Annotated in this window: 27 protein-coding genes; 11 read left to right on the forward strand and 16 right to left on the reverse strand. The window is 71.8% G+C overall.

What is annotated here, in order from left to right; translation table 11 throughout:
• Positions 1-2: 2 nt before the first annotated feature.
• Entirely contained in the window at positions 3-1,238 is a 1,236-nt protein-coding gene (locus ACGFJ7_RS42225) for a molybdopterin molybdotransferase MoeA (protein WP_392647716.1), read from the forward strand.
• 25 nt (positions 1,239-1,263) lie between these two features.
• Complete coding sequence (locus tag ACGFJ7_RS42230) at positions 1,264-1,689, forward strand: molybdenum cofactor biosynthesis protein MoaE (RefSeq protein ID WP_360247869.1); 426 nt, start codon at positions 1,264-1,266, stop codon at positions 1,687-1,689.
• Positions 1,690-1,699: 10 nt separating this feature from the next.
• Here the strand turns inward: ACGFJ7_RS42230 and ACGFJ7_RS42235 are convergent, their stop codons facing one another.
• From ACGFJ7_RS42235 to ACGFJ7_RS42250, 4 genes are all read right to left on the reverse strand, one after another.
• Positions 1,700-2,755, reverse strand: coding sequence for a glycosyltransferase 87 family protein (locus tag ACGFJ7_RS42235; RefSeq protein WP_360247867.1), 1,056 nt, complete (start codon positions 2,753-2,755; stop codon positions 1,700-1,702).
• Between the two features lie 158 nt (positions 2,756-2,913).
• Positions 2,914-3,456: a DoxX family membrane protein gene (locus tag ACGFJ7_RS42240; protein WP_360247865.1), complete on the reverse strand. Its 543-nt coding sequence runs from the start codon at positions 3,454-3,456 to the stop codon at positions 2,914-2,916.
• Between the two features lie 28 nt (positions 3,457-3,484).
• Complete coding sequence (locus tag ACGFJ7_RS42245) at positions 3,485-4,690, reverse strand: ATP-binding protein (protein WP_360247863.1); 1,206 nt, start codon at positions 4,688-4,690, stop codon at positions 3,485-3,487.
• A gap of 119 nt (positions 4,691-4,809) precedes the next feature.
• The gene (locus tag ACGFJ7_RS42250; RefSeq protein ID WP_360247861.1) at positions 4,810-5,475 is read right to left on the reverse strand and encodes a hypothetical protein; all 666 of its coding nucleotides are present in this window, start codon (positions 5,473-5,475) and stop codon (positions 4,810-4,812) included.
• Between the two features lie 132 nt (positions 5,476-5,607).
• Between ACGFJ7_RS42250 and ACGFJ7_RS42255 the strand changes: the two genes are divergently transcribed.
• Positions 5,608-6,282, forward strand: coding sequence for a prepilin peptidase (locus ACGFJ7_RS42255; RefSeq protein WP_360247859.1), 675 nt, complete (start codon positions 5,608-5,610; stop codon positions 6,280-6,282).
• Here the strand turns inward: ACGFJ7_RS42255 and ACGFJ7_RS42260 are convergent.
• The 3 genes from ACGFJ7_RS42260 to ACGFJ7_RS42270 all read right to left on the reverse strand — a co-directional run bounded on the left by ACGFJ7_RS42260 (position 6,269) and on the right by ACGFJ7_RS42270 (position 12,042).
• The gene (locus tag ACGFJ7_RS42260; protein ID WP_392647720.1) at positions 6,269-9,448 is read right to left on the reverse strand and encodes a UvrD-helicase domain-containing protein; all 3,180 of its coding nucleotides are present in this window, start codon (positions 9,446-9,448) and stop codon (positions 6,269-6,271) included. The two genes, ACGFJ7_RS42255 and ACGFJ7_RS42260, sit on opposite strands and share 14 nt — an antisense overlap.
• Positions 9,449-9,539: 91 nt before the next feature.
• The gene (locus ACGFJ7_RS42265; protein ID WP_392647816.1) at positions 9,540-10,877 is read right to left on the reverse strand and encodes a metallophosphoesterase; all 1,338 of its coding nucleotides are present in this window, start codon (positions 10,875-10,877) and stop codon (positions 9,540-9,542) included.
• 187 nt (positions 10,878-11,064) lie between these two features.
• Positions 11,065-12,042: a phosphotransferase enzyme family protein gene (locus tag ACGFJ7_RS42270; protein ID WP_392647723.1), complete on the reverse strand. Its 978-nt coding sequence runs from the start codon at positions 12,040-12,042 to the stop codon at positions 11,065-11,067.
• Positions 12,043-12,951: 909 nt separating this feature from the next.
• Here ACGFJ7_RS42270 and ACGFJ7_RS42275 point away from each other — a divergent pair.
• Complete coding sequence (locus ACGFJ7_RS42275) at positions 12,952-13,152, forward strand: hypothetical protein (protein WP_360247851.1); 201 nt, start codon at positions 12,952-12,954, stop codon at positions 13,150-13,152.
• A 49-nt stretch (positions 13,153-13,201) separates the two neighbouring features.
• Here the strand turns inward: ACGFJ7_RS42275 and ACGFJ7_RS42280 are convergent, their stop codons facing one another.
• The 3 genes from ACGFJ7_RS42280 to ACGFJ7_RS42290 all read right to left on the reverse strand — a co-directional run bounded on the left by ACGFJ7_RS42280 (position 13,202) and on the right by ACGFJ7_RS42290 (position 15,435).
• Complete coding sequence (locus tag ACGFJ7_RS42280; RefSeq protein ID WP_360247849.1) at positions 13,202-13,453, reverse strand: MoaD/ThiS family protein; 252 nt, start codon at positions 13,451-13,453, stop codon at positions 13,202-13,204.
• The gene (gene moaA / locus ACGFJ7_RS42285) at positions 13,454-14,461 is read right to left on the reverse strand and encodes a GTP 3',8-cyclase MoaA (RefSeq protein WP_392647727.1); all 1,008 of its coding nucleotides are present in this window, start codon (positions 14,459-14,461) and stop codon (positions 13,454-13,456) included.
• Positions 14,462-14,553: 92 nt separating this feature from the next.
• Positions 14,554-15,435, reverse strand: a complete 882-nt coding sequence (locus ACGFJ7_RS42290) for a fructosamine kinase family protein (RefSeq protein WP_392647730.1) — start codon at positions 15,433-15,435, stop codon at positions 14,554-14,556.
• A gap of 56 nt (positions 15,436-15,491) precedes the next feature.
• On the opposite strand from ACGFJ7_RS42290, the gene ACGFJ7_RS42295 reads away from it, so the two are divergent.
• Positions 15,492-15,995: a GNAT family N-acetyltransferase gene (locus ACGFJ7_RS42295; protein ID WP_392647732.1), complete on the forward strand. Its 504-nt coding sequence runs from the start codon at positions 15,492-15,494 to the stop codon at positions 15,993-15,995.
• Positions 15,996-16,078: 83 nt separating this feature from the next.
• Positions 16,079-17,071, forward strand: a complete 993-nt coding sequence (locus ACGFJ7_RS42300; RefSeq protein ID WP_392647735.1) for a DUF4192 domain-containing protein — start codon at positions 16,079-16,081, stop codon at positions 17,069-17,071.
• Positions 17,072-17,130: 59 nt separating this feature from the next.
• Here ACGFJ7_RS42300 and fdhD read toward each other — a convergent pair whose 3' ends face one another.
• Positions 17,131-17,958: a formate dehydrogenase accessory sulfurtransferase FdhD gene (fdhD, locus tag ACGFJ7_RS42305; RefSeq protein ID WP_392647738.1), complete on the reverse strand. Its 828-nt coding sequence runs from the start codon at positions 17,956-17,958 to the stop codon at positions 17,131-17,133.
• A 123-nt stretch (positions 17,959-18,081) separates the two neighbouring features.
• Between fdhD and ACGFJ7_RS42310 the strand changes: the two genes are divergently transcribed.
• The 3 genes from ACGFJ7_RS42310 (at position 18,082) to ACGFJ7_RS42320 (ending at position 20,089) form a co-directional block, all read left to right on the forward strand.
• Positions 18,082-18,681, forward strand: a complete 600-nt coding sequence (locus ACGFJ7_RS42310; RefSeq protein WP_360247837.1) for an NTP transferase domain-containing protein — start codon at positions 18,082-18,084, stop codon at positions 18,679-18,681.
• Positions 18,678-18,926: a DUF6457 domain-containing protein gene (locus ACGFJ7_RS42315; RefSeq protein WP_392647741.1), complete on the forward strand. Its 249-nt coding sequence runs from the start codon at positions 18,678-18,680 to the stop codon at positions 18,924-18,926. Before ACGFJ7_RS42310 ends, ACGFJ7_RS42315 begins: the two co-directional genes overlap by 4 nt.
• Positions 18,927-19,000: 74 nt before the next feature.
• Positions 19,001-20,089: a hypothetical protein gene (locus ACGFJ7_RS42320; RefSeq protein ID WP_360247833.1), complete on the forward strand. Its 1,089-nt coding sequence runs from the start codon at positions 19,001-19,003 to the stop codon at positions 20,087-20,089.
• A 59-nt stretch (positions 20,090-20,148) separates the two neighbouring features.
• Here ACGFJ7_RS42320 and ACGFJ7_RS42325 read toward each other — a convergent pair whose 3' ends face one another.
• Both ACGFJ7_RS42325 and ACGFJ7_RS42330 read right to left on the reverse strand, forming a co-directional pair.
• Entirely contained in the window at positions 20,149-21,885 is a 1,737-nt protein-coding gene (locus ACGFJ7_RS42325; RefSeq protein ID WP_360247831.1) for a beta-propeller domain-containing protein, read from the reverse strand.
• 20 nt (positions 21,886-21,905) lie between these two features.
• Positions 21,906-22,376 (reverse strand): Lrp/AsnC family transcriptional regulator, encoded by a 471-nt coding sequence (locus ACGFJ7_RS42330; protein ID WP_360248299.1) that lies wholly within the window; start codon positions 22,374-22,376, stop codon positions 21,906-21,908.
• 67 nt (positions 22,377-22,443) lie between these two features.
• Between ACGFJ7_RS42330 and ddaH the strand changes: the two genes are divergently transcribed.
• Positions 22,444-23,271 (forward strand): dimethylargininase, encoded by an 828-nt coding sequence (gene ddaH / locus ACGFJ7_RS42335; RefSeq protein WP_360247829.1) that lies wholly within the window; start codon positions 22,444-22,446, stop codon positions 23,269-23,271.
• Between the two features lie 35 nt (positions 23,272-23,306).
• Positions 23,307-23,867: a bacterial proteasome activator family protein gene (locus tag ACGFJ7_RS42340; protein ID WP_360247827.1), complete on the forward strand. Its 561-nt coding sequence runs from the start codon at positions 23,307-23,309 to the stop codon at positions 23,865-23,867.
• On the opposite strand, the gene ACGFJ7_RS42345 is transcribed toward ACGFJ7_RS42340, so the two are convergent.
• From ACGFJ7_RS42345 to serS, 3 genes are all read right to left on the reverse strand, one after another.
• Entirely contained in the window at positions 23,864-24,667 is an 804-nt protein-coding gene (locus ACGFJ7_RS42345; protein WP_360247825.1) for an HAD family hydrolase, read from the reverse strand. The genes ACGFJ7_RS42340 and ACGFJ7_RS42345 overlap by 4 nt on opposite strands.
• Positions 24,667-25,479, reverse strand: coding sequence for an HAD-IIB family hydrolase (locus ACGFJ7_RS42350; protein WP_360247823.1), 813 nt, complete (start codon positions 25,477-25,479; stop codon positions 24,667-24,669). The genes ACGFJ7_RS42345 and ACGFJ7_RS42350 overlap by 1 nt, the downstream gene beginning before the upstream one ends.
• A 120-nt stretch (positions 25,480-25,599) precedes the next feature.
• Positions 25,600-26,862, reverse strand: coding sequence for a serine--tRNA ligase (gene serS / locus ACGFJ7_RS42355; protein ID WP_392647746.1), 1,263 nt, complete (start codon positions 26,860-26,862; stop codon positions 25,600-25,602).
• Positions 26,863-26,867: the final 5 nt, after the last annotated feature.

The raw sequence follows: 26,867 nt of genomic DNA on the forward strand, positions 1-26,867 counted from the left end.
CGGTGAGCGCTGACGACACCACCCCGGTCGGCTGGGAGCAGGCCCGGGCCCTGGCCTACGCGGCCGGCCGCACGGCCGCCGGCGCGGCCGAGCTGATCTCGCTGCCCGAGGCCGACGGGCGCACGCTCGCCGAGCCGCTGCGCGCCCTGACCGACCTGCCGGCCTTTCCGACCTCGAGCATCGACGGCTGGGCCGTGCGCGGCCCGCAGCCATGGCGCCCGGTCGGCCGGGTGCTGGCCGGCGGGGTGGCCGAGCCGCTGACCGAGGACGGCACGTGCGTCGAGATCGCCACCGGCGCGATGGTGCCGTCGGGCGCCGCGGCGCTGGTCCGCATCGAGGACTCCACACGCGACAGTGAGGGCCGGGTCAGCGGCGAGCCGCGCCGCCACGCGGTGCCCGACTGGCGCATGCCGGGCGAGGAGGCGGCGAAGGACGAGGTGCTGCTCCCACCCGGCACGGCTGTCGATCCGGCCGTGATCGGCGTGGCCGCCACCTGTGGGTACGAGGCGCTGAGCGTCTACCCGCGGATCCGTGCCGGCCTGCTGGTCTTCGGCGACGAGCTGCTGACCGCGGGCACGCCGGGCGCCGGCCGGGTCCGCGACTCGCTGGGCCCGCAGGTACCGGCCTGGCTGCGGCGGTACGGTGCGACGGTCGACCCGTCCGCGATCACCGGCCCGGTTCAGGACACATTGGAGGCTCACCTCGCCGCCGTCCGGGGCGCCCTCCGGACGGCCGACCTGGTCTGCACCACGGGCGGCACCATGCACGGCCCGGTCGACCACCTCCACCCCGCACTGGCCGAGCTGGGCGCCGAGTACGTGGTGAACACCGTCGGCGTACGCCCCGGCTTCCCGATGCTCCTGGCCCGGGTGCCCGGCGAGGACGGACGCCCCCGCTTCCTGGCCGGCCTACCCGGCAACCCGCAGTCCGCCGTGATCGCCCTGATCACCCTGGTCGCCCCGTTGCTGGCCGGCCTGCAGGGCCGCCCCGCCCCGGCCTTGCCGACGGTCGAGGCGGCCTCGGTGGTCCGCGGCCGCGGCAACGACACCCACCTGGCGCTGGCCCGGCTCGACCCTTCGGGCCGCGTGGCCACCCCCGTCGGCCACGTCGGATCGGCGATGCTGCGCGGCCTCTCCAACGCACACGGCTTCGTCGTCATCCGCCCTGGCACCGAGGCCGCCCCCGGCGACCTGGTGCCCTTCCTCCCGCTACCACTGGTCGCGGGCGAACGCCCATGACCGGGAACATCACTGAGGAGCGCCCATGAGCGGGATCATCGCCATCAGCGAGGTGCTGGACGCGCCGCTCGATCTGGCCGCGCACGAGAAGGCCGTCGCCGACGTTCGGGCCGGCGCCGTGGTGTCGTTCCAGGGCGTGGTCCGCGACCACGACCACGGCCGCGGGGTGACGCTGCTGGAGTACGAGGGGCACCCGAGCGCCGCCGCGGTGCTGCGCGAGGTCGCCGAGGAGATCGCCACCGACCCGGACGTCTACGCGGTCGCCGTCTCCCATCGCGTGGGCACGCTGGCCATCGGCGACGTCGCCTTGGTCGCCTCGGTCAGCACGGCACACCGGGCCGCGGCGTTCGCGGCCTGCGCGCGCCTGGTCGACGAGGCCAAGGCGCGGCTGCCGATCTGGAAGCGCCAGGTCTTCACCGACGGCTCCGACGAGTGGGTCAACTGCCCGTAGGACGGCAACCTCAGCTGAGCCTTGGGCCGGGGATGGCTGGTACCCGCGGGGCCGCGGCTGTGGGGCGGCGTCGGGCGGGGGCCGACGGGCGCCACGGCAGGGCGTTGAGCAGCACGATCACCGTGATGGCGGTGACGTTGCCGACGGGTGGGACGGCGAAGACCAGGGCCACCACCGCCGCCGCCAGGAACGGCCCCAGGCCGGTCAGGCGACGGGGGACCGGCCGTCGAGGGCTGGCTCTCCGCCGTGCCGCCGCGTCGATGAGGATCAGGATGGCCGGGAGGGCCCAGACCAGCTCGTTCGCCGTGCTGACCGGGGCCACCGCCGCGCCGGCCAGGCCCACCAACGTGAACGCCGCGATCTCGTCGCCCTCCGCGTGGGCCGAGCGGGCTCGGATCAGGCCCACCGCGAGCAGCAGCACCGCGAACGACAGCCACACCAGCACCGGGGTGCTCGCCGAGTCGTAGAGGCGGGCCAGCACACCCGCCAGCGACTGATTGGCGGGTGCGTCGAGTGGCCCGGCCCGGTCGATGCTCGGCAACACCTTGGCGAACCAGACGCCCGGTGCCACCAGCAGCGCCCCCGTGATCAGGGTCCCGGCCGTGGCCAGGGCGGTCAGCGCGGCCCGCCACTGCCTGGTCAGGGCCAGGTGGGCTACGAAGAGCAGGGTTCCCGGGGCCAGGGCGGAGGCGATGCCGATGCCGGCGCCGGCCCAGGAGCCGGTCGACCAGATCCGCCGCAGGCGGCTTCCGCCGGCCGTCTGTGGCCACCAGGTGGCCCGGGTTCGGGCCCAGGCCGAGCGGCGCAGCGCCACCAGGTCGGCCACGACCAGGCCGAACAGGATCAGGTCGAGACCGCCGAGTTCGAGCGTCGCGCGCACCGGCTCCAGGAGCAGGGCGAGGACGGTGGCGACGACCACCACCGGGCGGCTGGCCCGGCCGTACCGGCGGGCCACCGGTCCGGCGAGGGCGGTCACGGCCAGACCCAGGGCGGCCACCCCGGCGATGGCCAGGCTGAGCCTCCACAGCCCACCGATGGAGACTGTCCCCGCAAGCACCGCCGACATGGCGCGACCCCCGTCGCTCTCGACTCCAGGCAGGCGGAAGCGACCGCCCCAGCCAGGCGGAAGCGACCGCCCCAGCCAGGCGGAAGCGACCGCTTCAGGCAGGCGGAAGCGACCGCGCAGCCCCTCGTCGGCTTAACGCAAAGATCGCAAAGAGGTTGTTAGCCGGGCATTTTGCGTGCGGCCGCGGCGCTCATCGCGGCAATCTTGGCTTCGCGTTTGGCCGTACGGACGGCGCGCCTGACGTTGCGCTGGGACCGGTCCACCGCGTGCGTGGTCCGGTAGCGCAGCCCGGGCTGCCCCTGCGTGTCGGCGGCGGCGAGCAGCAGACCACCCAGCAGGCTCAGGTTCTTGAGGAACTGGGTCTCCTGCTGCGCGCGGTCGGGCCTCGAACGGTCCCAGAACGGGTGACCGGCGGCCGTCGTGGGCAGCAGGCCCGCGGCCAGCACCGCCGCCGCCGGGCGGGTGACGTGGCCGGTGGCCAGGGCCAGCCCGGCGACCACGTCGCTCGCCGCCTTGAGCCGTACGAGCGTCCGGGTGTCGGAGGGCAGGCGCGGGTCGGTCTTCTCCAGCCACGGGCCGACCTTGTCGGTGACCCGCTGGGCGGTCTCGAGCTTGGAATCGGGATTGAGCAGGACGCGGACGCCGCTGACCACGAAGATCGAGGCCAGCATCGCGCGGGCGACGGTGCGTACGGGCTTCATGACCCTCGTTATACCCGCCGTACGCGGATCACACCGGCTGCGTACGCAGGTAGCGCCCGAAATGCGGCACCGTGAACGCGACAGTGCCACGCTCACCCGAGTAGATCAGCCCCTTCTTGATCAGCGCGTCCCGGGCCGGGGACAGACTCGCCGGTTTGCGGCCCAGCGCGGTCGCGATGTCCGAGGTCGGCACGGCCGCGTCCATGTCGTTGTCCGGCTCGCCGGACAGCGCGGCCATGGCCCGCATGTATTCGCGCTCGGCCGGCGTGGCCCGTTCGAACCGCGAACCGAAGAAGCCCACCGCCAGCTCGGCCTCCGCCTCGGGCGCGGCGACCCGCACGTCGGCGTCGGTCACCGGCGACTGCGGCGCGTGGTCCCAGGTCGCCTTCCCGTACGCCTGCACGAAGTACGGGTAGCCGCCCGATTTCTCGTACAGCAGGTCGAGGGCCTTCGCCTCGTATTCGACCTCCTCCCGGGCGGCCGGCGCGCAGAGCGCCAGGTCGGCCGCGACCCGGTCGAGCCGGTCGATGCGCTGGTAGCGGAAGAGCCGTTCGGAGTACGACTTCGCCGCCGAGAGCACGGCCGGCAGATGGGGCAGGCCGGCGCCGACCACGATCAGCGGCGCGCCGAGCTGGGACAGCTCGTGGCAGGCGGCGCAGAGGGCCGAGACGTCGGCCGGCCCCAGATCCTGCATCTCGTCGATGAACAGGGCGATGCCGGTGCCCACGTCGGTGGCGAGCGAGGCCGCGTCGGTGAAGAGCTCGACCAGGTCGATCTCGATGTCACCGGAGTCGGCCCGCCCGCGTGCCGGTGGCACGTCGATGCCGGGCGCCCAGCGGTCGCGCAGCTTGGCGTTGCTGTCGTTGGCCCGAAGCGCGAACGCCTTGAGCACGCCGAGCACCTCGTCGACCCGGTCGGGGTCGCGGTGGTGGGCGGCGAGCTCGCGGATCGCCATGTGCAGCGCGGCCGAGACCGGGCGGCGCAGCGACTGATCGGGGCGCGCCTCGATCTTGCCGGTGCCCCAGAGCCGGCCGATGGCCGCCGAGCGCAGCGTGTTGAGCAGGACGGTCTTTCCGACGCCGCGCAGGCCGGTCAGCACGAGGCTGCGCTCGGGGCGGCCACGGGCGACCCGCTCGAGCACCACGTCGAAGGCGTCCAGCTCGCGGTCGCGCCCGGCCAGCTCGGGTGGGCGCTGGCCGGCGCCGGGGGCGTACGGGTTCCTCACCGGATCCACGGATTGCACAGTATCGGGCCGTCTAGCTCTGACGCTAGAGATGCCTAGTTTTACCTCGTGTACGTTTCGAGGCGTCTCTAGCGCTATCTAGCTTCAGGGCTAGAGATGGCTAGAGCGGCCTAGGAGTTCTTGTGCTCCTTGAGGCACAGCACGAAGTCGAGGTCGTCGAAGGCGCTGTCGTAGAAGTACCACTTCGTGTACCCCGACACCGACGAGCACTTCTTCTCGGCGTCCGGCTCCCCCGACGTCTTCCCCTTGATCTGCTTGAGCACCTCGTACGTGCCGGTGGTGCAGGCCGACGTCCGCATGTCGGGCCGGGCGTCGGAGCCCTCGTTCACCACGCAGTCGCCCTCTTTGACATAGAACCGGGCGTCCTCGCTGCCGCGCGGCGCCGGCCCGTCCGGCTGGGCGGCGGAGGCCGACGCGTTCGGCGAGGCCTGGTTGCCCTTGTTGTCGTTACGCTCCTTGAGCAGCCACGCCGTCGCGCCGAGCCCGATGCAGATCAGCACGCCGAGCGTCACCACGAGCGCGATGATCGGGGTGTTGCGCTTCGGTGGCGACGGCGGAGGAGTCCGCAACCAGTCGCCGTCCGGGCTCACCGGCGCGTTCAGCGGGGCCGAGGTGTAGGACACCGGTTGCTGCGGGATCGACGGCGGGTGGGCACCCCACGCCGGCTCCTGCACCGGGGCTCCATGGTCACCCCACGGGTCGGCGGGCTCCGCATACGGCTCATCGGAGCTCCCGCTCGACCACGGCGGACCGGAGTACGGGCCGTTCTGCGACATCAGGGATCCTCCGAAGGCGGGTTATGCGCTCTCACCGTAGCGTGCGGGCACGACGCAAACCCGCACGGAATCGCCGCCTCTGTCGGCAACACGACGCCCGTCGCGCAATCGATACCGCTACGGTGCACATCCGTGCCGATACCCCTCGTGATCTTGGCCGCGACGTTCGGCGCGGCGACCGCGGCCTTCCTCCCCCGCATCGCCTATCGGCTCGCGGTTCCCTACGGCGAGCCGAGCCGGTCCACATGCGCCTCGTGCGGGGTCGCGCTTTCCGCGTGGGTCCGGGTGGGTGCGTTCTGTTCCTGTTCCCGGGTGTACGTCGTCACGACCGCCACCGGCGCCGCAGTGGCGGCGCTCCTGGCTGTCGCCATCGGAGAGTCGCCCCTGTTGCCGGTGTACCTGCTCGCCGCGGTCCCGGCGCTGCTGCTCGCGATGATCGACCGGCGTTGCCTGCGACTGCCCGACCGGCTCGTCGGCCTGCTCGCGTTCGTCGCGGGAGTGCCGCTCGCGGTTCTGCGGCCGGAGCGGATCGGCCCGGCGCTGGTGGCCGGGGTGGTGGTGCTCGGCGTGTACCTGCTGCTGCCGGGTTTCGGGCTGGGCGACGTGAAGCTCGGCGCCGTGCTGGCCTTCATCCTCGGCTTCGCCGGTTGGCCGGCGGTGGCCGTCGGTGTGATCGCGCCCCACCTGATCAACGGGCCGATCGCGGGTTTTCTGCTGCTGACCCGCCGGGCCGGTCGGCGGCAGCCGCTCCCCTTCGGACCGGCGCTCCTCGCCGGGGCGCTGGCCGCGATCATCACAACAGCCTGAGCTGGCGGTCCTTCGGGCGGGACGGGACCGTGTCACCCAGCCGCTCGAACAGACCGGAATCGATCACGTCGAGGAACGGGCTCGGCGTCTGCTCGCGTTCCCTGCCGTGCCGGAACCGGCGCGCCGCGTGGCTGACGTAGAGGCGGTCCTGCGCGCGGGTGAGGCCGACGAAGAACAGCCGGCGTTCCTCGGCGACTTCGTCGTCGGACGGCGTGCGGCCCGGCCACCGCAGCGGCAGCAGGCCGTCCTCGCAACCGACCAGGAAGACCACCGGGAACTCGAGGCCCTTGGCCGCGTGCAGGGTGAGCAGGTTGACCGCCTCGGCCCGCGGGTCGAGCGCGTCCACCTCGGCCCCGGTCGCGATCTCCTGCAGGAAGCGCGGAAGGTCGTCGCCGATCCGGTGGGCCAGCGGCAGCAGCAGTTCGGCGGCGGTCCAGATGTCCTCGGGCGCGACCTGCGCGCCGTCCAGCGTGGGGGCCGCGTAGCGCTGCGCCAGCACCTGCGCGGTCAGCTTGACCCGGGCCGCCAGCGAACCGCCCAGGCCGTCCTCGTGCCGCAGCTCGCGGGCGATCTCCTGAACGCCGGCCCGGTCCCGCAGCCGGTTGTGCGAGCGCTTCTGCACCGGCACGCCGGCCCGGGACAGCGCCTCGACGATCGGGCCGGACTGGGAGTCGGTCCGGTACAGCACGGCGATGTCCGAGAACGACAGGTTGCCGGCGATGCCGGCGCGCGAGTCGACCCGGCCCGAGTCGAGCGAGCGGTGGGAGAGGCCGCCGACCAGCTCGTCGATCGTACGGACCACGAAGTCGGCCTCGTCGGCCACGCTCGCCGCCGGGTAGCGCCCGACCAGCGGCGCCTCCGGGTCGAGCCGCGCGGGGTCGAGCCGCCGGCCGTTCACCAGCGACGACGGCGCGATGGCCTGCACGGCGGCGGCCAGGATCGGCGCCGACGAACGGTAGTTGCGGGTGAGCCGGACCAGGCGCGCGTCGACGAAGTCCTCGTTGAAGCGCAGGAAGTACTTCACGTCGGCGCCGCGGAACGAGTAGATCGCCTGGTCCGGATCGCCGATCGCGCACAGGTTGCCGTTCGCGGGGCTGAGCAGGCGCAGCAGCTCGTACTGGGTGTCGTCGACGTCCTGGTACTCGTCCACGAAGATCCACTGCCACTGGCGGCGGTACTTCTCCACCAGCGCCGGATCGTCGCGCAGCAGGGCGACGGGCAGGCTGATCAGCTCGTCGAGGTCGACCAGATCCTGCTGGCGCAGCAATTTCGCGTACGCGAGGTCGTCGTCGCCGGCCTGCTCGCGCGCCTCGGCCCGCTCACCCTCGTCGGCGATGCGCCAGGAAGTGCCCAGCCCGGCCGCTTTCGCGTTGTCGCGCAGGATCGACAGGCCGACCGAGTGGAACGTGCCGACGGTGATGTCCGCACCCATGTCGCCGAGCAGCGCGTCGAGGCGTTCCCGCAGCTCACCGGCGGCCCGCCGGGTGAAGGTGATGGCCAGGCAGCGCTCCGGGAAGACACCCAGCTCGGCACAGAGGTAGGCGATGCGATGCGTCAGCGTACGGGTCTTGCCGGTACCCGGCCCGGCGACGATCAGCAGCGGGCCGCCCGGCGCCGACGCGGCCACCCGCTGCATGGCGTCGAGCCGGTCGAGCAGGCCGGTGCCGACCTCCTCCATGCCGGAGAGCATCGGCTCGAACGGCTCGTGCGGGCTCGGCGGGGACGCGAGCGGCGGCACGACGGCCTTTTTCGGCTCCTTGACCGGCTTGACCGGCTTGGGCTTGGGCGCCGGGGCGCGGCCGATCGCCGGTTCGGGTTTGCGCTGCTGAGGCAGGTGCTGCGCGGGCAGGTCGAACAGCGTCTCGGCCTGCGGGGCGCTGGCCCGGTTGCGCAGCTCGCCCTGGTCGAAGAGCGTGATCACGCCGTACTCGCCGTCGTAACCCGGCACCCGGCGCACGTCACCGGCCCGCAGCCGGGTGATCGCCTCCCGCAGGTCGTCGCCGCCGGCCTTGCCGATCTCCTCGAGCGGCACCCGGCGCAGAATGTCGAGCTCGGCGCCGAGGGTGGCCACCAGGTGGTTGAGCTGCGACTCGACGGTCTTCGACTTGGGGCCGACGCCGTTGATCTCGCCGAGGATCTCGTGGATCTGGATGAGGTGCTCGACGTGGGTGTCCTTGTGGAAGCCCACCGGCCGGTCGGCGAGGTCTTCGACGCGGCTGAGCACCCCGACGGTGAGCGGCTTGCCGCACTCGGGGCACCGGCCGTTGTTCTGGCGGGTGCGCTCCGGCTCCCAGTTCACGCCGCAGGCGCGGTGGCCGTCGGCGTGGTACTTGCCCTCCTCGGGGAAGAACTCGAGGGTGCCGGCGAGGCCGGCGCCGGTGCGGACGGCCTCGTAGTCGGGCACACCGGTGAAGAGGGTGGCCTCACGGGCCAGCGCAGCCGGCGAGTGGGCGTCGGAGTTGGAGACCAGGCGGTAGCGGTCGAGGCTGGAGACGCGCCAGTTCATCTCCGGGTCGGAGGAGAGGCCGGTCTCGACAGCGGTGATGTGGTCGGCCAGGTCGGCGTAGCAGTCGGCGATCGCGTCGAAGCCCGACTTGGAGCCGAGGGCGGAGAACCACGGCGTCCAGATGTGGGCCGGGATCAGATAGCCGCCCGCCTCGAGCGCGATCTCGAGAAGGTCGCGCGAGTCGAGCCCGAGGATCGGCCGCCCGTCGGCGGTCAGGTTGCCGATGCGCCCGAGCGCGGTGTTGAACCGGGCCGCCGCCGCCAGATCGGGCATGTAGATCAGGTGGTGCACCTTGCGCGTACGGTCGTCACGCTTGTAGATCGTCGAGATCTCGACGCTGAGCATGAACCGCGCCGGGGTGCTCGCCTGCAGCGAACCGGGCAGCCGCTTGGTGACCTCGGCCTCGGCCTCGGCGGCCAGGCGGTAGAGGCCGTGGCCGGACTCGACCAGGCTCTCCTTGAGGTGGTCGAACCAGGCCGGATGGGTGAAGTCGCCGGTGCCCAGCAGGGCGATGCCCTTGCGCCGCGCCCACCAGGCCAGGTTGGGCAGCGTCAGATCGCGGCTGCAGGCTCGCGAGAAGCGCGAGTGGATGTGGAGATCCGCGACATAGGTGTCCGCGGCGACCGGGGACCCTGCGTTCTCCGAGGGCACGCGCTGCATCCTGTCACGCCCTCCGTCGCTCGCACGAATCGCCACGCCTCACAAACTTACGGATCTTGATGCCCTCGGGCCGCATCAGGTCGATCACATCTCACTTCGAGCGCAACTCGATCACGCTGACCTGAGGTGGCGCCCCGACCCGCACAGGTGGACCCCAAAAGCCGGCGCCGTTGGTCACGTAGACCGGCACCCCGTCCACCCGGCCGAGCCCGGACACGACCGGCTGCTGCAGCCGCACCAGCAGGTTGAAGGGTGCCATCTGCCCACCGTGCGTGTGCCCGGAAACCTGGAGATCGACCCCGAACGGGGCGGCGTCGTGCACGGCCACGGGCTGGTGAGCCATCAGCACGACCGGCCTCGCGGTGTCCCGATCCCCCAGCGCCCGCGCGAAATCGGGCGCGTCACCGTGCTCGGCCCCACCGAGATCGTTCACACCGGCCAGATCGAGCCCGTTGATCTCGACCCGCTCGTTGCGCAGCGGCCGCATGCCGAGCCGTGCCACCTCCTCCACCCACTCCTGATAGCCGGAGTAGTACTCATGATTACCGGTCACGAAGAACGCCCCATGTCGCGACTCGATCTCGGCCAGCGGCGCCGCGAACCGCCCCAGTTCCGCCACGCTGCCGTCCACAAGGTCACCGACGACGCACACGATGTCCGCCTGCACCGAATTGATCTGGTCGACGATCCGCCGCGCGTGATTGACACCGGTCAACGGCCCCAGATGAATGTCGGACACGACCGCCATCCGAAACCCGTCCATACTCCGCGGCACCTTCGCGAGCGGCATCTGAAGCCGATCGATCCGCGGCCCACCCAGAGCAGTCTTGACCCCATACCCGGTGACCGACGCCGCGGTGAGCCCGGCGAAGATCGCCACCCCCCGAGCAAGAACCAGCCGCCGATCAATCCCACCCTCGTTCTGGTCGGATCGCTCAGCGTCGCCACCCTCGCCACCGTCGCCACCCTCGCCACCGTCGCCACCCTCGCTGGCCGGAGCGTATCCAGGGGTCAGGGCTCGTTCATCACTCACGGCAGCTTGACCGAGAGCGCCCTCGCCCGGCGCGGCCGTTTGTTCGGGCGCGCCGGCTTCCGGCGGCGTGCCCCGTTCGGCGGGTGTGGCCTTCGAGCCGATCCGCACCGGCTCGGCGTCGGTCGCGTCTGCGTCGGCGGCCGCGGTTCCACGACGGCCGAAGCGCCACGTCAGCAGGATGGCGAGGCGGGGGATCTCGAGTACGGCCAAGGTCACCAGCAGGTAGAACATCAGCGCGATCCACAGGTACCCGGGCCAGGCCAGCCACTGGACCGCCCCCGAGCGGACGCCGATGAGTGTCGTGGGGACGAGCACCGCCAAGACGACGGCGATCACCGCCCCGACCCGGCGCCCTGTGCGGGACCGCATCGGATCCTTGACGAGCCGCTTCCACAGATAGAAGTGGACCAGGCCGACAACCACGAAGATCAGCCCGACGAACGCTGCCAATGTCCCTCCCCAACCGCGTATGAACCCAGCAAGTCTCCCGATTGCCGCTGAGAGTCTCCTGCCAGGTGCACACGGGCACCGGCGAGCTCGGGAGGAACGCTACAGGGACCCCCTGACACTTTCCGTATGTCGCTCAGAGCATGGACCCGAACAGTCGTACCCGGGCTACGAAGTCGGGCATGTCGGTTATCTGGGCGGCGGCTCGCGCTTCGACCTGCGCCACTTCGTGAGGGCCGAGTTCTTGCCGGCCCAGGGACATGCGCAGCCGTTCGGCCAGCCGTCCGAGCCGTAGCCCCACCCGCCGAACCATCACGTCGGCTCCCGAGAACGGCATGCCACCGCCGTCGACGTAGGCCTCGACCGTTCGCCGGACCACCGCCGGATCGGGCAGGCCGGCCCGGGTGGTGAAACTCAGCGTGGCCTGGGCGGCCTCCAGCCGGGCGCTGTCCGGGCCGGCGACGTCCCAGTCGATCAGTACGGGGCCCGCATCGGTCATGAGCACGTTCCACGGCTCGATGTCCCGGTGCGTCACCACGTAGTCGCCGGCCTCCCGAAACGTCCGCGAGACCCACGCCGCCGAGTCGAGGATGCCCGTCAGCCCGTCCCGGAGGACCGGCGCCCACGGCTTCCGAAGCCGCTCGCCTTCCCGGAGCCACCCGTCCCACTGCTCCCGATCGTCCAGCCGGTACCACTCCGGCGCCGCCTCTGGGCGCCCACTCGGCTCGATCCGGTGCAGCCGGGCCAGGGTCGAGCCGAGCCAGGCGCTCACCTCATCGGCGTCGTCGAGGGGCCGCCCGTCGACCCACTCGTACACCCGAAGCAGCCCGATCCCATCTACCTCGACCGCGCACCCGAACGCCGGAGCCGTCGCAACCGGGGCAACCGGCCGGGCCATCGAGATCCCGGCCGCGAGCGCCTTCTCCTCGAACCGCATAGCCCGGGCGAAATCGTCCCGCCACCCTTCGGCCGGCACGTGCTTGACCAGGAAACGCCCCTTGCGGGCAGTCAGAGTCCAGGTCCGCGAGCTCCGATAGCTCAACGGCACGAACGGACCCAGGACAGGCCCCAGCCCGTACGCGGCCGCCACCACCCCCGCCGTCGCATCGAGCACGCCGAGCAGCCTAGCCGCGCGGACACCGCCCCACCGCCCGCAACCATCGATACTTCGCCGGCTAACCGTCGGCTTCGCCGGCTCGTCGGCAGCGAACCGCAGCCGCTGGCGCTCCCGCCGCGCTCGGCTGGCCGTCACCGCCCGCCAACCCGTCGCCGCTGACCAATTCATGGCTGCCCACCGCGTGGTTGGCCCACCCGTCGCTGACCAACTCGTCGCCCGTCGCCCCGCGCTTACCAACTCGTCCGCCCGTCGCTGCGCGCTTACCAGCTTGTCGCCTGTCGCTGCGCGCTTACCAGCTTGTCGCCTGTCGCCGCGCGATGACTGTTGTCGTTGGCAAACTCGTTGTCACCGGCTGACCGTTGCCCATGGCTGACCGTTGTCACCGGCTGACCATCGTCACGGCTGACCATCGTCACGGCTGACCATCGTCACGGCTGACCGTTGCCCACGGCGTCACCCGCAGCGCTGCCGCAGTTCACCCGCCGCCAGCCCATCGTCCGCCTACGGTCGGCGCCGCTTGGGCTATGCGGAAGCACTTGGTGCGCATGATGCCGGACGTTGGCGGGTTGCCCGAGCTTGGAGGATGCGAAAAGTTGGAGGGTGCCCCGGGGGTGGAGGAGTGCCGGGGTTCGAGGATTCTCCGAGGTTGGAGGGTGCCCATTGCGAGGCGCGCCGGTGGCACGTGCCGGGAGTTGCAAGGTGCCCGGGTGGAAGGGGTGTCGGCACTGCGAGATGCCCGGTGCAGGGGTCGGGTTGGCAAGGTGCCCGGGCGTCGAGGCACGCTGCCCAGGTGCAGGGAGCCGGGCGCAGAATGCCCGGGTTGCAGGGCGTTGGGATTGCCACGTGTCCAGGTCCGGGATGTCGAGGTCGCAAAGACGCCTAGTTGTACAGGCAGCCGACCACGACATGAGCCGCAACCGCTCCGCCGTCGGTGCGCTGCGCGGCGCGGCTGGGGCAAAGGCCGTAGGCCGGCACAGCCACGCCACCCACGCGCAGGTGCGGGTCGGTCCCGGCAGCGCGGTCGCCGTGCTGCCCGAGGGCAGCTGGCCGACGCGGTCCACCGCGTGCACGACGAGCTGCCGGCGTGGCTTGGAGGGACTGGCGTGAACTGACCGTCAGCGGCGTCGTTCGCCGGCTAAGGATCCGCGCCGGGCGGTCAGCCGCCCGCGAAAGGGGGAAGGACGTCGACGGTGGCGTTTGTGGGGAGGGGGGCCTTCGCGTCGTGGCAGGCCAGGCCGTCGACCAGGAAGCTGGCCGCCTTGAGGACGACCCCCAGGCGCTCGCCGTGGCGGTCGGTCAGGGCCTGCTTCAAGCCGTCCAGCGAGTCGGCCTCCACCGGCTCGGCGGACACGCCGCCGGCTGCGGCGCGGGCGCCGGCGAAGTAGCGGACGGTCAGTGAGGTGGCCACTCATCCTCCGATCGCGGACATGGGGCGGGCCGGCTGCAGGAAGCTCGGGTCGTCGATCCCGTGTCCGGCCCGCTTGCCGCGCATGGCGACCTGCCAGGCCGCGGCCAGCTCGTCGTCGGTGGCGCCGCCGCGCATGAGGCCGCGCAGGTCGCTTTCCTTGGTGGCGAACAGGCAGTCGCGCACCTGGCCGTCGGCGGTGAGTCGGGTGCGGTCGCAGTCGCCGCAGAAGGGCCTGGTCACCGAGCCGATGACGCCGACGCGGGCGGGCTCGCCGGCCGCGTCGACCCGGCCGGGGACGAGCCAGGTCTCGGCCGGCGCCGTTCCACGTGAAACCGAATCGGGCTGAAGGCCGAACGGCTCGAGGTCGGCCAGGATCTGGTCGGCCGTGACCATCGTGTGCCGATCCCACTGATGTTGGGCGTCGAGCGGCATCTGCTCGATGAAGCGCAGCTGATAGCCGTGATCGAGGGCGAAGCGCAGCATGGCCGGCGCCTCGTCGTCGTTGATGCCGCGCATGAGGACGGTATTGATCTTCACCGGGGTCAGGCCGGCGGCCGCTGCCGCTTTCAGGCCGCGCAGCACGTCGGCGTGGCGGTCGCGGCGGGTCAGGGCGGTGAACCGGGCCGGGTCGAGGGTGTCGAGCGAGACGTTCACGCGGTCGAGGCCGGCGTCGCGCAGTGGCTCGGCCAGCCGCTCGAGCCCGATGCCGTTCGTGGTCAGCATCAGCCGTGGGCGGGGCGCGAGCCGCGCCGACTCCTGCACGATGCCGACCAGGCCACGGCGCAGCAGCGGCTCGCCGCCGGTGAACCGCACGTCACGGATGCCGAGCCGCTCCACGCCGATCCGGATCAGCCGGACCACCTCGTCGTCGGTGAGCTGGTCCTGCTTGGGGAGCCAGGCTAGCCCTTCCTCCGGCATGCAGTAGGTGCAGCGGAGGTTGCAGCGGTCGGTGAGCGAGACACGCAGATCGGTCGCCACCCGCCCGAACCGGTCGGCGAGCGCATTCACCGGGACCTCCACCGCTTGCTCACTCAACGAATCTATCCGCTCGCGGGCCCGAGCGCCGCTGCTGATTTCGGCCTGTGGACAACCGAGATGGATCACACAGCCCGCAGGGCGGCCTCGGCCGTGATCCGTACGGCGTCCCGATAGGTCCCGCCGAAGGCGGCGGTGTGCACCAGCATCAGGTGCATCTGGTGCAGGGGTACGCGCGCTTCCCAGCCGTCGGCCAGCGGATGCACCTCCTGGTAGGCGGCGATCACGGTCTCCAGGTGAGCGAGGCCGCCGAACAGCGCCAGCTCGGCCAGGTCGGTCTCCCGGTGACCACCCTGGGCGGCCGGATCGATGAGCCAGGCCCGGCCGTCCGACGCCCACAGCACGTTCCCGGGCCAGAGATCGCCGTGCGTGCGGCTGGGAGCCTCGCCATCGGCGTACTCCGCAAGCCTCTTGATGATCTTTTCCACCAGCGCGATCTCGGTCGCAGAGAGTGCGCCGCGATCGGCCGAGATCTTGAGGTACGGCCGGAGGCGGCGCTCGCCGAACCAGGAACCCCACGGCCCGCGCGACAGTGTGTTGTCCAGAGGAAGCGGACCGATGAAACCCGGCCATTCACTACCAAAAGCCTCGGCTCCCGAGCGATGCAGCGCAGCCAGATCGCGGCCGAAGCGCATCGCCCCGGCCCGGCTCGGCTCACCCGGCTCGATCCACTCCAGGGCAATGATCTCGGGAAGGGCCACGATCGTTTCCGGTACGGGGGCGCCCGCCTCCCGAAGCCAGGCGAGGCCGGCCGCCTCGGCGGCGAAGAATCCCTCCGGGGCCGTGCCCGACCGCCAGGTCTTGGCGAACAGCGACGTGCCATCGTCCAAGGTCAGCCGGTTCGCGGCCGAGACGCTGCCGCCGCCCACCGGCGTCTCCCGGATGCGCTGGTGGGTGAGAAATGTCGGTAGATGCTCGGGGTGCGCGCGCAAGTACGCCTGGTCCACCGCCTTATCTTCCGCTTCGGCTTACGGCTGCCCGGAATCGGAGTCAAAATGTCGCCATGAGCCCTGTCACAGTGCGTTCGTACCGTCCGAGTGACCACTCCGCGGGCCGTCGCCTGTGGGCCGAGCTGACCAACCAGCACAATCAGATGTACGGCGAGCCCGACTCCGACGGCGGTGAGGGCTTCGAGGAATACCTGACCCGGCTCGACCTGGGCGGGCTGTGGGTCGCCGACCATCACGACGACGGCGTGATCGGCCTGGTCGGGCTGGTGCTGCGGGGCCGTGCGGGCGAGGTCGAGCCGATCGTGGTCACCATCTCGCACCGGCACAAGGGCGTCGGCCGCAAGCTGCTGCGCCACGTCGCGAACGAGGCCCGGCGCCGGAACATGACCCAGCTGACCATCTCGCCCGAGTCCCGCAACGTCGACGCGATCCGTAGCCTGCATGCCGCCGGCTACGACGTCGTGACATCGATCGAGCTGACCCTCGACCTCGATCGCGCACCGCACGCGCGCCAGGAGGAAGGGCTCGAGCTGCACGACATGCAATTCCGTTCCTAGCGTTTCTGTGGACAACGCCGTGTCGTCCACAGGCTGACGATTCGGCACGCCCCGGCCGGGCCGATCGGAGCAGAGTGCCCGGCATGACGCCAGAGTGCTCGATCACCGTTCGTACCCCCGCCGAGCTGATCACCGTCACGCCGTACCTGGTGGGGTTCCATCCCACCGACTGCGTCGTCGTCCTCGGTGTGGAAGAGGGCGTGATCGCGTTCACCGCCCGGCATGATCTGCCGCCACCGGGCGGTGACGTCGACGCCGCGCCGCTGGCCACCGTCCCGGCCGGTCCCGAGGGCCGGTACTTCGTGATCGTCGGGTACGGGCCGGCCGCGCGCGTCACCAAGGCCGTCGGGCAGACCGTGGCCGCGCTCGAAGGGGCCGGCCTGTCCGTGCGCGACGCGCTGCGCGTGAGCGACGGCCGCTGGTGGTCCTATTTCTGTACGGAGTTGCGCTGCTGCCCGCCCGACGGCACCCCCTGCCTCCCGCCCCATCACCCGGTCGCCGCCGCCGCGGTGTTCCGCGGCATGGTGGCGCTGCCCAGCCGCAGGGCGCTCGTGGCCGTGGTGGCGCCGGTCGAGGGGCCGGCCCGGGAGGCCATGGTGGCCGCGACCGCGCGGGCCCGGGTCCGGGAGGCCGAGCTCAGGGCGGTCGAGGTGCGGACCCGCTCCGGGCAGCGGATGAGGCAGAAGGCGGGGCGGGTGGCGGTCCGTACGGCGGAGGTCCGGTACCGGGCGCGCGCCGAGCTCACCGATGACGAGGCCGCCTGGCTGGGGGTGTTGCTGGTGGACACGGTGATGCTGCATTACGCGCTCGGCCGGTGCGGCCCGGAGCCCTGGCAGCTCGCCCTGTGGACCGGCCTGGTGCGCCGGGTGGAGCCGGCCTTCGTGGCCGGGCCGGCGGCGCTGCTGGCGTACTGCGCGTGGCGGGCGGGCAACTGGCCGCTGGCCCGGGTGACGCTCGATCGGGGCCTGCGGGAGGAGCCCGGCCACCGCCTGCTGGGCGTGCTCGACGGCCTGCTGGCGGCGGGCCTCACCCCCGACGCGGTCGAGAGCCTGGAGCCGCCCCCGGTCAAACGGTGACGCGCTGCGCCGCCGTGTAGACGTTCAAACGGTGACGCGCTGCGCCGCCGTGTAGACGTTCAAACGGTGACGCGCTCCGCCGCCGTGTAGACGTTCATGCTCTGGCCGCGCAGGAAGCCGACGAGGGTCATGCCGGCCTCGTCGGCCAGCTCGGCCGCGAGGGTGCTCGGGGCCGACACCGCCACGAGCATCGGCAGGCCGGCCATCCACGCCTTCTGGGTGAGCTCGAAACTCGCCCGGCCCGACACGAGCAGGAGGTGTCCGGTCAGCGGCAGGCGACCCTCACGCAGCGCCCAGCCGATCACCTTGTCGACCGCGTTGTGCCGGCCGACGTCCTCGCGGAGCACGACCAGCTCGCCGTCGGCGGTGAACAGGCCGGCGGCGTGCAGGCCGCCGGTGCGGTCGAACGTGCGCTGGGCGGCGCGGAGCCGGTCGGGCAGGGCGGTCAGGGTGGCGGCGGGGACGGTCAGCGGGTCGGCCGCGACGTCGAACGGGGACTTCGTGCGGACGGCGTCGATGCTCGCCTTGCCGCAGACGCCGCAGGAACTGGTCGTGTAGAAGTTCCGGCTCGGGTCGGTGACCGGGGGCGGCACGTCGGCGCCGAGCACGATGTCGACCACGTTGTACGTGTTCGGCGTGTCGGTGCCGGCGCAGAGCTGGGCGGTGACCACGTCGGCGGCCGAGCGGATGACCCCCTCGGTGAGCAGGAATCCCATGGCGAGGTCGATGTCCTGACCGGGGGTCCGCATGGTGACGGCCAGCGGCTGTTTGCGGACGCGGATCTCCAGCGGTTCCTCGGCGGCGAGGTCGTCGGCGCGGCGCCGGGGCTCGCCGGTCGCGTCCAGGTTGATCTTCACGACCGGCCGCCGGGTCATCGTCCTCGCCATGGGTCGAGCGTAGGCCGGTCCGGGGCCGGCGTCGCGGCTCGTGGACCGCCGGACAGGAGTGATCCGCCACAGGTAACTGAGCGCGCGGTCACGCTCGACACGCGGTCGGGATACGGTACGTACGTGGGGGGATTTGCTGCGGTGGTGCTGGCCGGTGGTGCGGCGCGGCGGATGGGTGGCGCGGACAAGCCGACCCTGCCCGTGGCCGGTCAGTCCATGCTGACCAGAGTGCTGGCTGCCGTGCACGACGCCGACCCCCGCGTGGTCGTCGGGCCGGTGCCGCCTGACCTGCCCGTTCCGGTGCATTCGACCCGTGAGGACCCGCCTGGCGGCGGGCCCGTCGCGGCCACCGCGGCCGGGCTCGCGCTGGTGCCCGAGGGTGTCACCTTCACCGCGCTGCTCGCGGCCGACCTGCCGTTCCTCACCGGTGAGGCGATCGACGTGCTGCGGCTGACCGCGGAGTCGGCGCCCATGCAGGGCGCTGTCTACCGCGACGCCGAGGGGCGGCGGCAGATGTTGTGCGGGGTGTGGCGCACGGCCCGGCTGCGTGAGGCGATCGACAAGCTCGCCCGGGAGCGCGGCGGGTTGAACGGCGCCTCGGTGCGCGAGCTGATGGAACATCTGCGGGTGGCCGAGGTGTCCTGGCGCCGCCCGGGACCGCCGCCGTGGTTCGACTGCGACACCGACGACGACCTGCGCACAGCCGAGGAGTGGGCCCGGTGAGTGATCTCGACACCTGGATCAGGGCGGCCGCGGCCGAGCTGGGTATCGACCCGGCCGAGGTGCCGACCGGGGCCGTGCTCGGGCTGGCCAAGGACGTGGCCCACAACGTGGTGCGCCCCGGCGCGCCCGTGTCGGCGTACCTGGTGGGCCTGGCCGTCGGTCGTGGAGCCGACCCGTCCGAGGCGGCCGGCAAGCTCCGGGAACTGGCCCTGAGCTGGGCCGGCGAGCAGGGCGAGACGGCCTGAGCGTTCCAACCTCCGATACGGGCGCGTGCGGGCGGACGCCGCTCGATAGGGTGGCGGGAACGGAGGTGACGATCATGACGGCATCCAGCGCCGAGGGCGCGTCCACCGAGGCTGTTTTCCTGGACGAGCCGACCACGGCCGACCTGCGGGCCAAGGTCGTCGACGCGTGGCGTGAGTTCGGCACCGCGCTGGCCGGCCTCCTGCCCACGCTCCACGAGGGTGGGCACATCGACCTGACACTCGACCCGACCGCCTCGGGCACCGGCATGGCCGTCTACTCGGTCAGCATCCGGGTGCGCGCCGGCGGCGTCATCGAGGCGCTGGCCACCGGCAACGCGGGGCTGCCCGAGGGCTACCGGATGGACCGCTCCTCGATCGGCGAGCTGGTCGCGCTCGGCTGGTCGCCGCCGGGCGTGCTGCCGGGCTCGGGCGACTCGTTCGGGCTCAGCTCCACCCAGGACAAGTCGGGGGCGTTCGCCACCGTCGTCGCGCGCACCCTGCGCGACGTCTACGGCGCTCCACATCCGGCCTTCCTCGTCTACCTCGTGCACGACGAGAACGACGAGCCGATCGACACCGCGCCGCTGGGTACGGCCCGGCACGAGCCGAGCATCGACGCCGAGCTGAGCCTCGACGACCTCGACGAGGACGGCACGCTGGCCGCCGCCCTGGCCGACGCGGCCGACGAGGTCGTGCCGCTCGACGAGCGGGTGCGCACGGTCGTGGCCACGATGTCCAAGACGACAGTCGACCAGTTGCAGTTCGACGCCGACGGCGACATCAGCATCCGGGCCGGCTCGGCCATGGTCTTCGTGCGGGTACGCGACAACCCGCCGCTCGTCGACGTCTTCTCGCCGATCCTGACCGAGGTCGAGCCGACCGAGCAGCTCTACGTGAAGCTCTCCGAGCTGACCAACCGGATGCCGATCGGCCGCCTCTACTGCGCGCAGGACACGGTCTGGGCGTCCATCCCGGTCTTCGGCCGCAACTTCCAGGCCACCCACCTCATGCTGGCCGTGCAGGTGATGACCGGTCTGGCCGACGAGCTCGACGACCGGCTGCACGGTGAGTTCGGCGGTAAGCGGTTCTTCGGCGAGGGCGACAAGCCCGTGCCGCCGAAAGAGCCGGTGAGCGACGACCACCGTCCCGGGATGTACTTGTAGAGGACCCGTCCCGCCGGCCACGCGGGGCTGAAACCGCGGCCGGCCGGGACGGGCCCGGCTCACTTCACCGCGACCCACCCGATGCGGTCCAGGGTGGACACGTTCGAGGCGAGCAGTCCGGAGTCGGCCACCGACCAGAGCACGTCGCCGATGACCAGCGAGCGCCGCACCGGGCCGGCCATGGTCAGCCGGTCCGCCGGCCGCAGCCGATCGCCGCTGAGCCGCACCGCCAGCGGGCCGTCGGCGCGGGCGTCGCTGATCGGGACGACCAGCAGCGACGTGGCCGGCCACCACAGCACCGCGTGCGGGTCGATCTCGGCCTCGGACGAGCCGCCGGGGACGACGTGCTGGTCGAGGCGGCGCGGCGCGGCCGGATCGCTCACGTCGAACAGCGAGATCTGGGTGCCGAGCGGCCGTCCCTCGGCGGTCGCCTCCTGGCCGATACCGATCAGCCGGTTGTCGCCGACCGGCTGGAGGTGCGCCGAGTAGCCATTGATCTTCAGCTCGCCGGTGACCCGCGGGCGGGCCGGGTCGGCGAGGTCGAGGCTGTAGAGCGGGTCGGTCTGGCGGAACGTGACCACGTAGCCGCGAGCGCCGGCGAAGCGTACGGAATAGATCTGTTCGCCCTTGCCGAGACCGCCCACCGAGCCGACCTCGGCCAGCTTGCCGTTGCTCTCCTTGAGCACACGCACCGCCGAGCTGTCGGTCGCCGGGTCGGTCGTCGCGACTCGCAGGTGACCGTCCCACTCGGAAATCGAGTACTGATTGAGCAGCGAACCGGCAACCTTGCCGGCGGCGACGTACACGGGCTTGCCGGCCGGCGGCAGGGTGAAGCGGTAGATCTCGGTGTCGCGGGCCGGGGCCACCTCACGCCGGAAGGACGACGGGCTCGCGTTGTTGGCGATGTAGAGGCTGCTCGCTGTGCCGTAGACGGCGTCACCGTCGGCGACGAGGGCCACCGGAGAGCCGTCACTGAGCGCGGTCGCGCCGAGGTCGAAGGTGAGCACCCGCAGCATCGAGGCGCCGGAGAACGTCTCGGGCTTGCTGACCTGCGAGCAGTCGAGCTTGCCGCTGGTGCGGTCCGAACCGGTGGTGATCTCCCAGGCCGGCACCCACGAATCGATCCGCGGGCGGCTGCTCAGCACGACCCGGGCCACGCTGCCGGTCTGCCGCGCGTCGACCAGCGAGCCGTCCCCGCGATAGCGGCTGAGCAGCCGCGGCGTGCCGGTCAGGTCGATCAGCAACACCTCGGAGCGGCCGCTGTCCGGCCTGGAGAAACGGGCCGAGTCCTTGAGGTACGAGGGTCCGCCGTCGGCGAGCACCAGCGCGTGATCACCGGAGAGCAGCAGTTTCGGCTCGCCGAACGAATCGATGCCGAGATCGAGGCGCCCGGTCTGGGTACGGGTGGCGGCGTCGACGACCTTGAGGACGCCGCCGGTGACGGTGACGATCCGCCGGCCGTCGGTCTTGACGATGTCCGGCTCGTCGGCGCCGGCCTCGTGCACGTTGGTGCCCGAGTACGCCTTGGCCGCCGGGACACCGTCGATCGCGACGCCGCTTCGCGCCTGCTCGGGCATCGCCCGCATGTCGTCGATGACCTCCGGCTCCCGGCCGTACTTCTTGGCCGCGGCCCGCAGCTCCCTCTCGAGCTGGGCGCAGGAGTCGAAGGCGACGAGCTTCAAGGCGGGCCGGGCCGCCGGGGTGGAGGAGCCCGAGGGGGCCGGCGCCGGCGAGCCGGTGCAGCCGGCCAGCGGGAGGACGGCCAGTGCGGCGAGGAACCAGGATCGACGCGACATGCCCGGTTGGACGGCGCCCCCTACGAAGCGGTTCCCTCCGGTGCCGGAACCGGCGTCGGGGTCTCCACCAACCGGGACAGCACGATCATGCTGCGGGTGGAGGTCACGAACGGCTCGGCCCGCAGCTTCTCCAGCGCCTGCTCGAGGTGCCCGATGTCGGCCGCCCGCAGGTGCACCAGGGCGTCGGCCTCACCCGAGACCGTGTACGCCCCGACGACCTCGGGGTGGCGCCGGGTGGCCACCGTGATCTGGGCCGGAGTGGTCCGGCCGGTGCAGAAGAGCTCGACGAACGCCTCGGTCGTCCAGCCCACCGCCGACGGCTCGATCACCGTGGTGAAGCCCTTGATCACCCCGCTGGATCGAAGCCGGTCGACCCGGCGTTTCACCGCCGGGGCCGACAACGACACCTTGGCGCCGATCTCGGCGTACGACGATCGCGCGTCAGCCACCAGCAGCGCAACGATTCGCTGGTCCACCGCGTCCATCTGCAACGATTCGCCTCCGATGAGCAAGATTTAGCGCTGTTTCGTGCGCCTGAGCCTACCTACGCTCTAGTTCATGAACCACAGCGAGCGCCAGCCGCGGAATCGGACATATCTCATGTGTCCCCCGGAGCATTTCACGGTCGAGTACGCGATCAACCCCTGGATGGACACCACCATCCCGGTCGACGCGGCGCTCGCGGTCAAGCAGTGGACGATCCTGCGCGACACGCTGGGCGACCTCGGCCACACCGTGCACGTGCTCGACCCGGTGCCCGGCCTGCCCGACATGGTCTACGCGGCCAACGGCGCGTTCTCCGTCGACGGCGCCGTCTACGGCGCCCGCTTCCGCTTCCCCGAGCGCGCGGCCGAGGCCGACGCCCACGCCGCCTTCTACGGCGCCGGCGGCTGGCGCTTCGCCGGGCCGGCCCACATCAACGAGGGCGAGGGTGACTTCGCCTACCTGCCGGCCGCGTACGGCGGTCTGGTCCTGGCCGGCTACGGATTCCGGACCGACCCGAGCGCGCACGCCGAGGCGCAGGAGGTGCTGGGCCGCCCGGTGCTGTCGCTGCGCCTGGTCGACCCGGCCTTCTACCACCTCGACACGGCGCTGGCCGCTCTCGACGACCGCACCATCGCGTACTACCCGGGCGCCTTCTCGGCCGGTTCCCAGCGGGTGCTGGCCCAGCTCTTCCCGGACGCGGTGATCGCCGACCGGGCCGACGCCGAGGCGTTCGGGCTCAATCTGGTCAGCGACGGCCGGCACGTGATCCTGAACACCGAGGCCATCGCGATGGGTGACCGGGTGCGCGCGGCGGGCTACCACCCCGTGCACGTCGACCTCTCCGAGCTCAAGCGTGGCGGCGGCAGCGTCAAATGCGCCGTGGCCGAGCTGAGGCCGTAGCGGATGTTCGGACCGGGTGCGGGAAGATAGACCGCATGACCGACGAGAATCGCACCTTGGAGAAGCAGGACGACGGCTCCGTGATCGTGGTCGGCCCCGACGGGCGCCCGCTGGGCACCATGGACACCGAGGGCAAGCTGAACCCTGAGGAACCGGGCAACCTGATCGAGCAGCCCGCCAAGGTCATGCGGATCGGCAGCATGATCAAGCAGCTGCTCGAGGAGGTTCGGGCGGCGCCTCTGGACGAGGCGAGCCGGGGCCGGCTCCGCGAGATCCACCAGCGGTCGATCACCGAGCTCGAGGACGGCCTCGCGCCCGAGCTGCGCGAGGAGCTCGAGCGCCTGTCGCTGCCGTTCGAGGGTGAGACCCCACCGAGCGAGGCCGAGCTGCGCATCGCCCAGGCCCAGCTGGTCGGCTGGCTCGAGGGCCTCTTCCACGGCATCCAGGCCGCTCTGGTCGCCCAGCAGATGGCGGCCCGGCTCCAGCTCGAGCAGATGCGCGGCGGTGGCGGCGGCCGGCCGGCGCTGCCCATGGGCGCGCTGCCCGGCATGCCCACCCAGCAGGGCGAGGGCGGCCGCACGGGCCAGTACCTCTAGCCGAGGTCGTAAAGGTCGCGCAGGTACTGCGCGACCCCGTCCTCGTCGTTGGTCAGGCCGACCTCGTCGGCCACCTCTTTCACCGCGGGGTGCGCGTTACCCATCGCCACCCCGCGCCCGGCCCAGGCCAGCAGCGGGATGTCGTTCGGCATGTCGCCGAACGCGACGACCTCCTCGGCCTTGATGCCCTCGTTCTCACAGAGCCAGGCCAGGCCCGCCGCCTTGGTGACGCCGGCGGCGGAGATCTCCACCAGCGCGGTCGACGACGAGTGGGTGGTCTCGGCAACGCCGCCGAGCGTGCGGCTGACCAGCTCAAGGAACTCGTCCGGCTGGTGCGCGGCCGAGCGGGCCAGCAGCTTGACGGCCGGCACCGACGTGAGCTCGTCGGGTGTCGACAGCACGCGTACGTGCGGGTGGTTGTCGTTCTCCCAGCGCACCGGCCACGCCTGTTCGTACCAGAAGGCGCGGCCGTCCTCGACCTCGACCGCGAGCGCCACGTCGGGCACGGCCTCGCGCAGCTTGGCGCTGACATCGAGGAGCAGGTCGACGTCGAGCGGATCGGCCCGCAGGATCTCGTCGGTGTTCGCGTCGTAGACCACCGCGCCGTTCGCGCAGACCGCCGGCACCGGCGCCGCCATCTGGTCGAAGAGCTGCCGCAGCCAGCGGACCGGCCGGCCGGTCACCACGACGAACGGCACGGGCAGGGCGTCGAGCACCTCGATGGTCCGCTTGCTCAGCGTTCCGTCGGTGTGGATGAGGGTTCCGTCGATATCCGAGGCGACCAGCTTGAAAGGCGACATCACCTCGACATTAGCCGGTCCAGGTACACCGCCACGCCGTCCTGATCATTGGTGAGAGTCACGTCATCGGCGACGGCGAGCAGCTCGGCGTGCGCGTTGCCGACGGCCACCCGGCCCCAGCCGGCCCAGCCGAACATCGGCAGGTCGTTGGGCATGTCGCCGAAGACCAGAACGTCGGCCGGGTCGACGCCGACGGCCTCGGCCACCACCGCGAGCCCAGTGCCCTTGTCGACGTTGGCCGGGCAGATCTCCACGTAGTTCAGGCCGGCCTGGGTGACCGAAGCCACGTCCGGTGGCACGATGCGGCGCGCCACCGCGAGGAGCTCGTCGACGTCGTACGAGAAAGATCGGGCGAAGGCCTTGATGACCTCGCCGGTGCAGCACTCGGCGCGGGTGCGCGGTTCCACGACGACCGGGTAACGCCAGGTGGGGTCGTAGTCGCCCCAGAGCGGCGAGTCGTCGTGCTCCAGCGCCTCGACCATGACGGACAGCGGCCCGGTCTCGGCCTCGATCGCGGCCAGGACCTCGCCCAGCACCTCGCCCCGCAGCCGGGACCGGAGCAGATAGCTGGACTCGGCCTGGTCGAGGACCCAGCCGCCCTGCGCCATCACGAGGAAGTCGGCGTCGCGGATGTCGTTGCGGGTGAGGGAGGTGAGCCGCGGCCCACGGCCGGTGGCGCCCACGACCCGGATGCCGGCGGCCCGGACCCGGTCCAGAACCTCGTGGGTGTACGCGGACACGGTGTCGTCGCTGCGAACCAGCGTGCCATCGAGATCGGTCGCGACCAGCTTGGGGAGTCCAGGCTTGATCATCGATTACCTCCGGGGTGTCGCAAACCCCCGCGGAGGGCGGAAGGAGAACGGTACACCCGCCCGACTACCAGCGGCTATAACTTCTGGTAGCCGAGCGGTGTATGGACCGTTAGCCCTTGATCAGCGGGCCGGCTCGAGGACGTCCCGGCCCCCGAGGTACGGCTGGAGGGCCTTGGGGACCCGCACCGAGCCGTCCGGCTGCTGGTGGTTCTCGAGGATCGGAATCAGCCAGCGGGTGGTCGCGAGCGTGCCGTTGAGCGTGGCCGCTGTCTGCGGCTTGCCGGCGGCGTCCCGGTAGCGGATGTTGAGCCGCCGGGCCTGGAAGGTCGTGCAGTTCGACGTCGAGGTGACCTCGCGGTAGCGGCCCTGCGACGGCACCCAGGCCTCGCAGTCGAACTTGCGCGAGGCGCTCGAGCCGAGGTCGCCCGCGGCCACGTCGATCACCCGGTACGGGATCTCGACCTTGGCCAGCATCTCCTCCTCCATCGCGAGCAGGCGCAGGTGCTCCTCGGCGGCCTCCTCCGGCTTGCAGAAGGAGAACATCTCCACCTTGTCGAACTGGTGCACCCGCAGGATGCCGCGCACGTCCTTGCCGTACGACCCGGCCTCGCGCCGGTAGCACGACGACCAGCCGGCGAACCGCTCCGGGCCGCTCTCGAGGTCGATGATCTCGTTCGAGTGGTACGCCGCCAGGGCCACCTCCGAGGTGCCGACCAGGTAGAGGTCGTCGGCCTCGAGCCGGTAGATCTCGCTCGCGTGCGCGCCGAGGAAGCCGGTGCCCTCCATCGACTCCGGCTTGACCAGCGACGGCGTGATCGACGGGACGAAGCCGTGCTCCACCGCCTGGGCGATCGCCATCTGGAGCAGGCCGAGCTGGAGCAGCGCGCCGACCCCGGTCAGGAAGTAGAACCGCGAGCCCGAGACCTTGGCCCCGCGCTCGGTGTCGATCGCCCGCAGCGCCTCGCCGATCTCGAGGTGGTCCTTCGGGTTGTCGATCGCGGGGATGTCGCCGACCTCGCGCAGCACGACGAAGTCGTCCTCGCCGCCGGCCGGCACGCCCTCCTGCACCACGTTCGGCACGGCGAGGTGGGCCTGGCGCAGCGCCTCGTCGGCCGCGCTGGTCTCGGCCTCGGCCGCCCTGACCTCGGCCGCCAGCTCCTTCGTCCGGGCCAGCAGGGCGGCCCGCTCGTCGCCGGAGGCCTTGGGCACCTGCTTGCTCAGCGATTTCTGCTCGGCCCGGATCGCCTCGAACCGCTGGGTGGCGGAGCGGCGGGCCTCGTCGGCGCGCAGCAGGTCGTCCACCACCTCGGTGGACTCGCCGCGCACTCGCTGGCTGGCGCGGATCCGGTCGGGGTCGTCGCGAAGCAGACGCAGGTCAATCACGATTG

The organism is Actinoplanes sp. NPDC048988, from assembly GCF_043197815.1.
GTDB lineage: Bacteria > Actinomycetota > Actinomycetes > Mycobacteriales > Micromonosporaceae > Actinoplanes.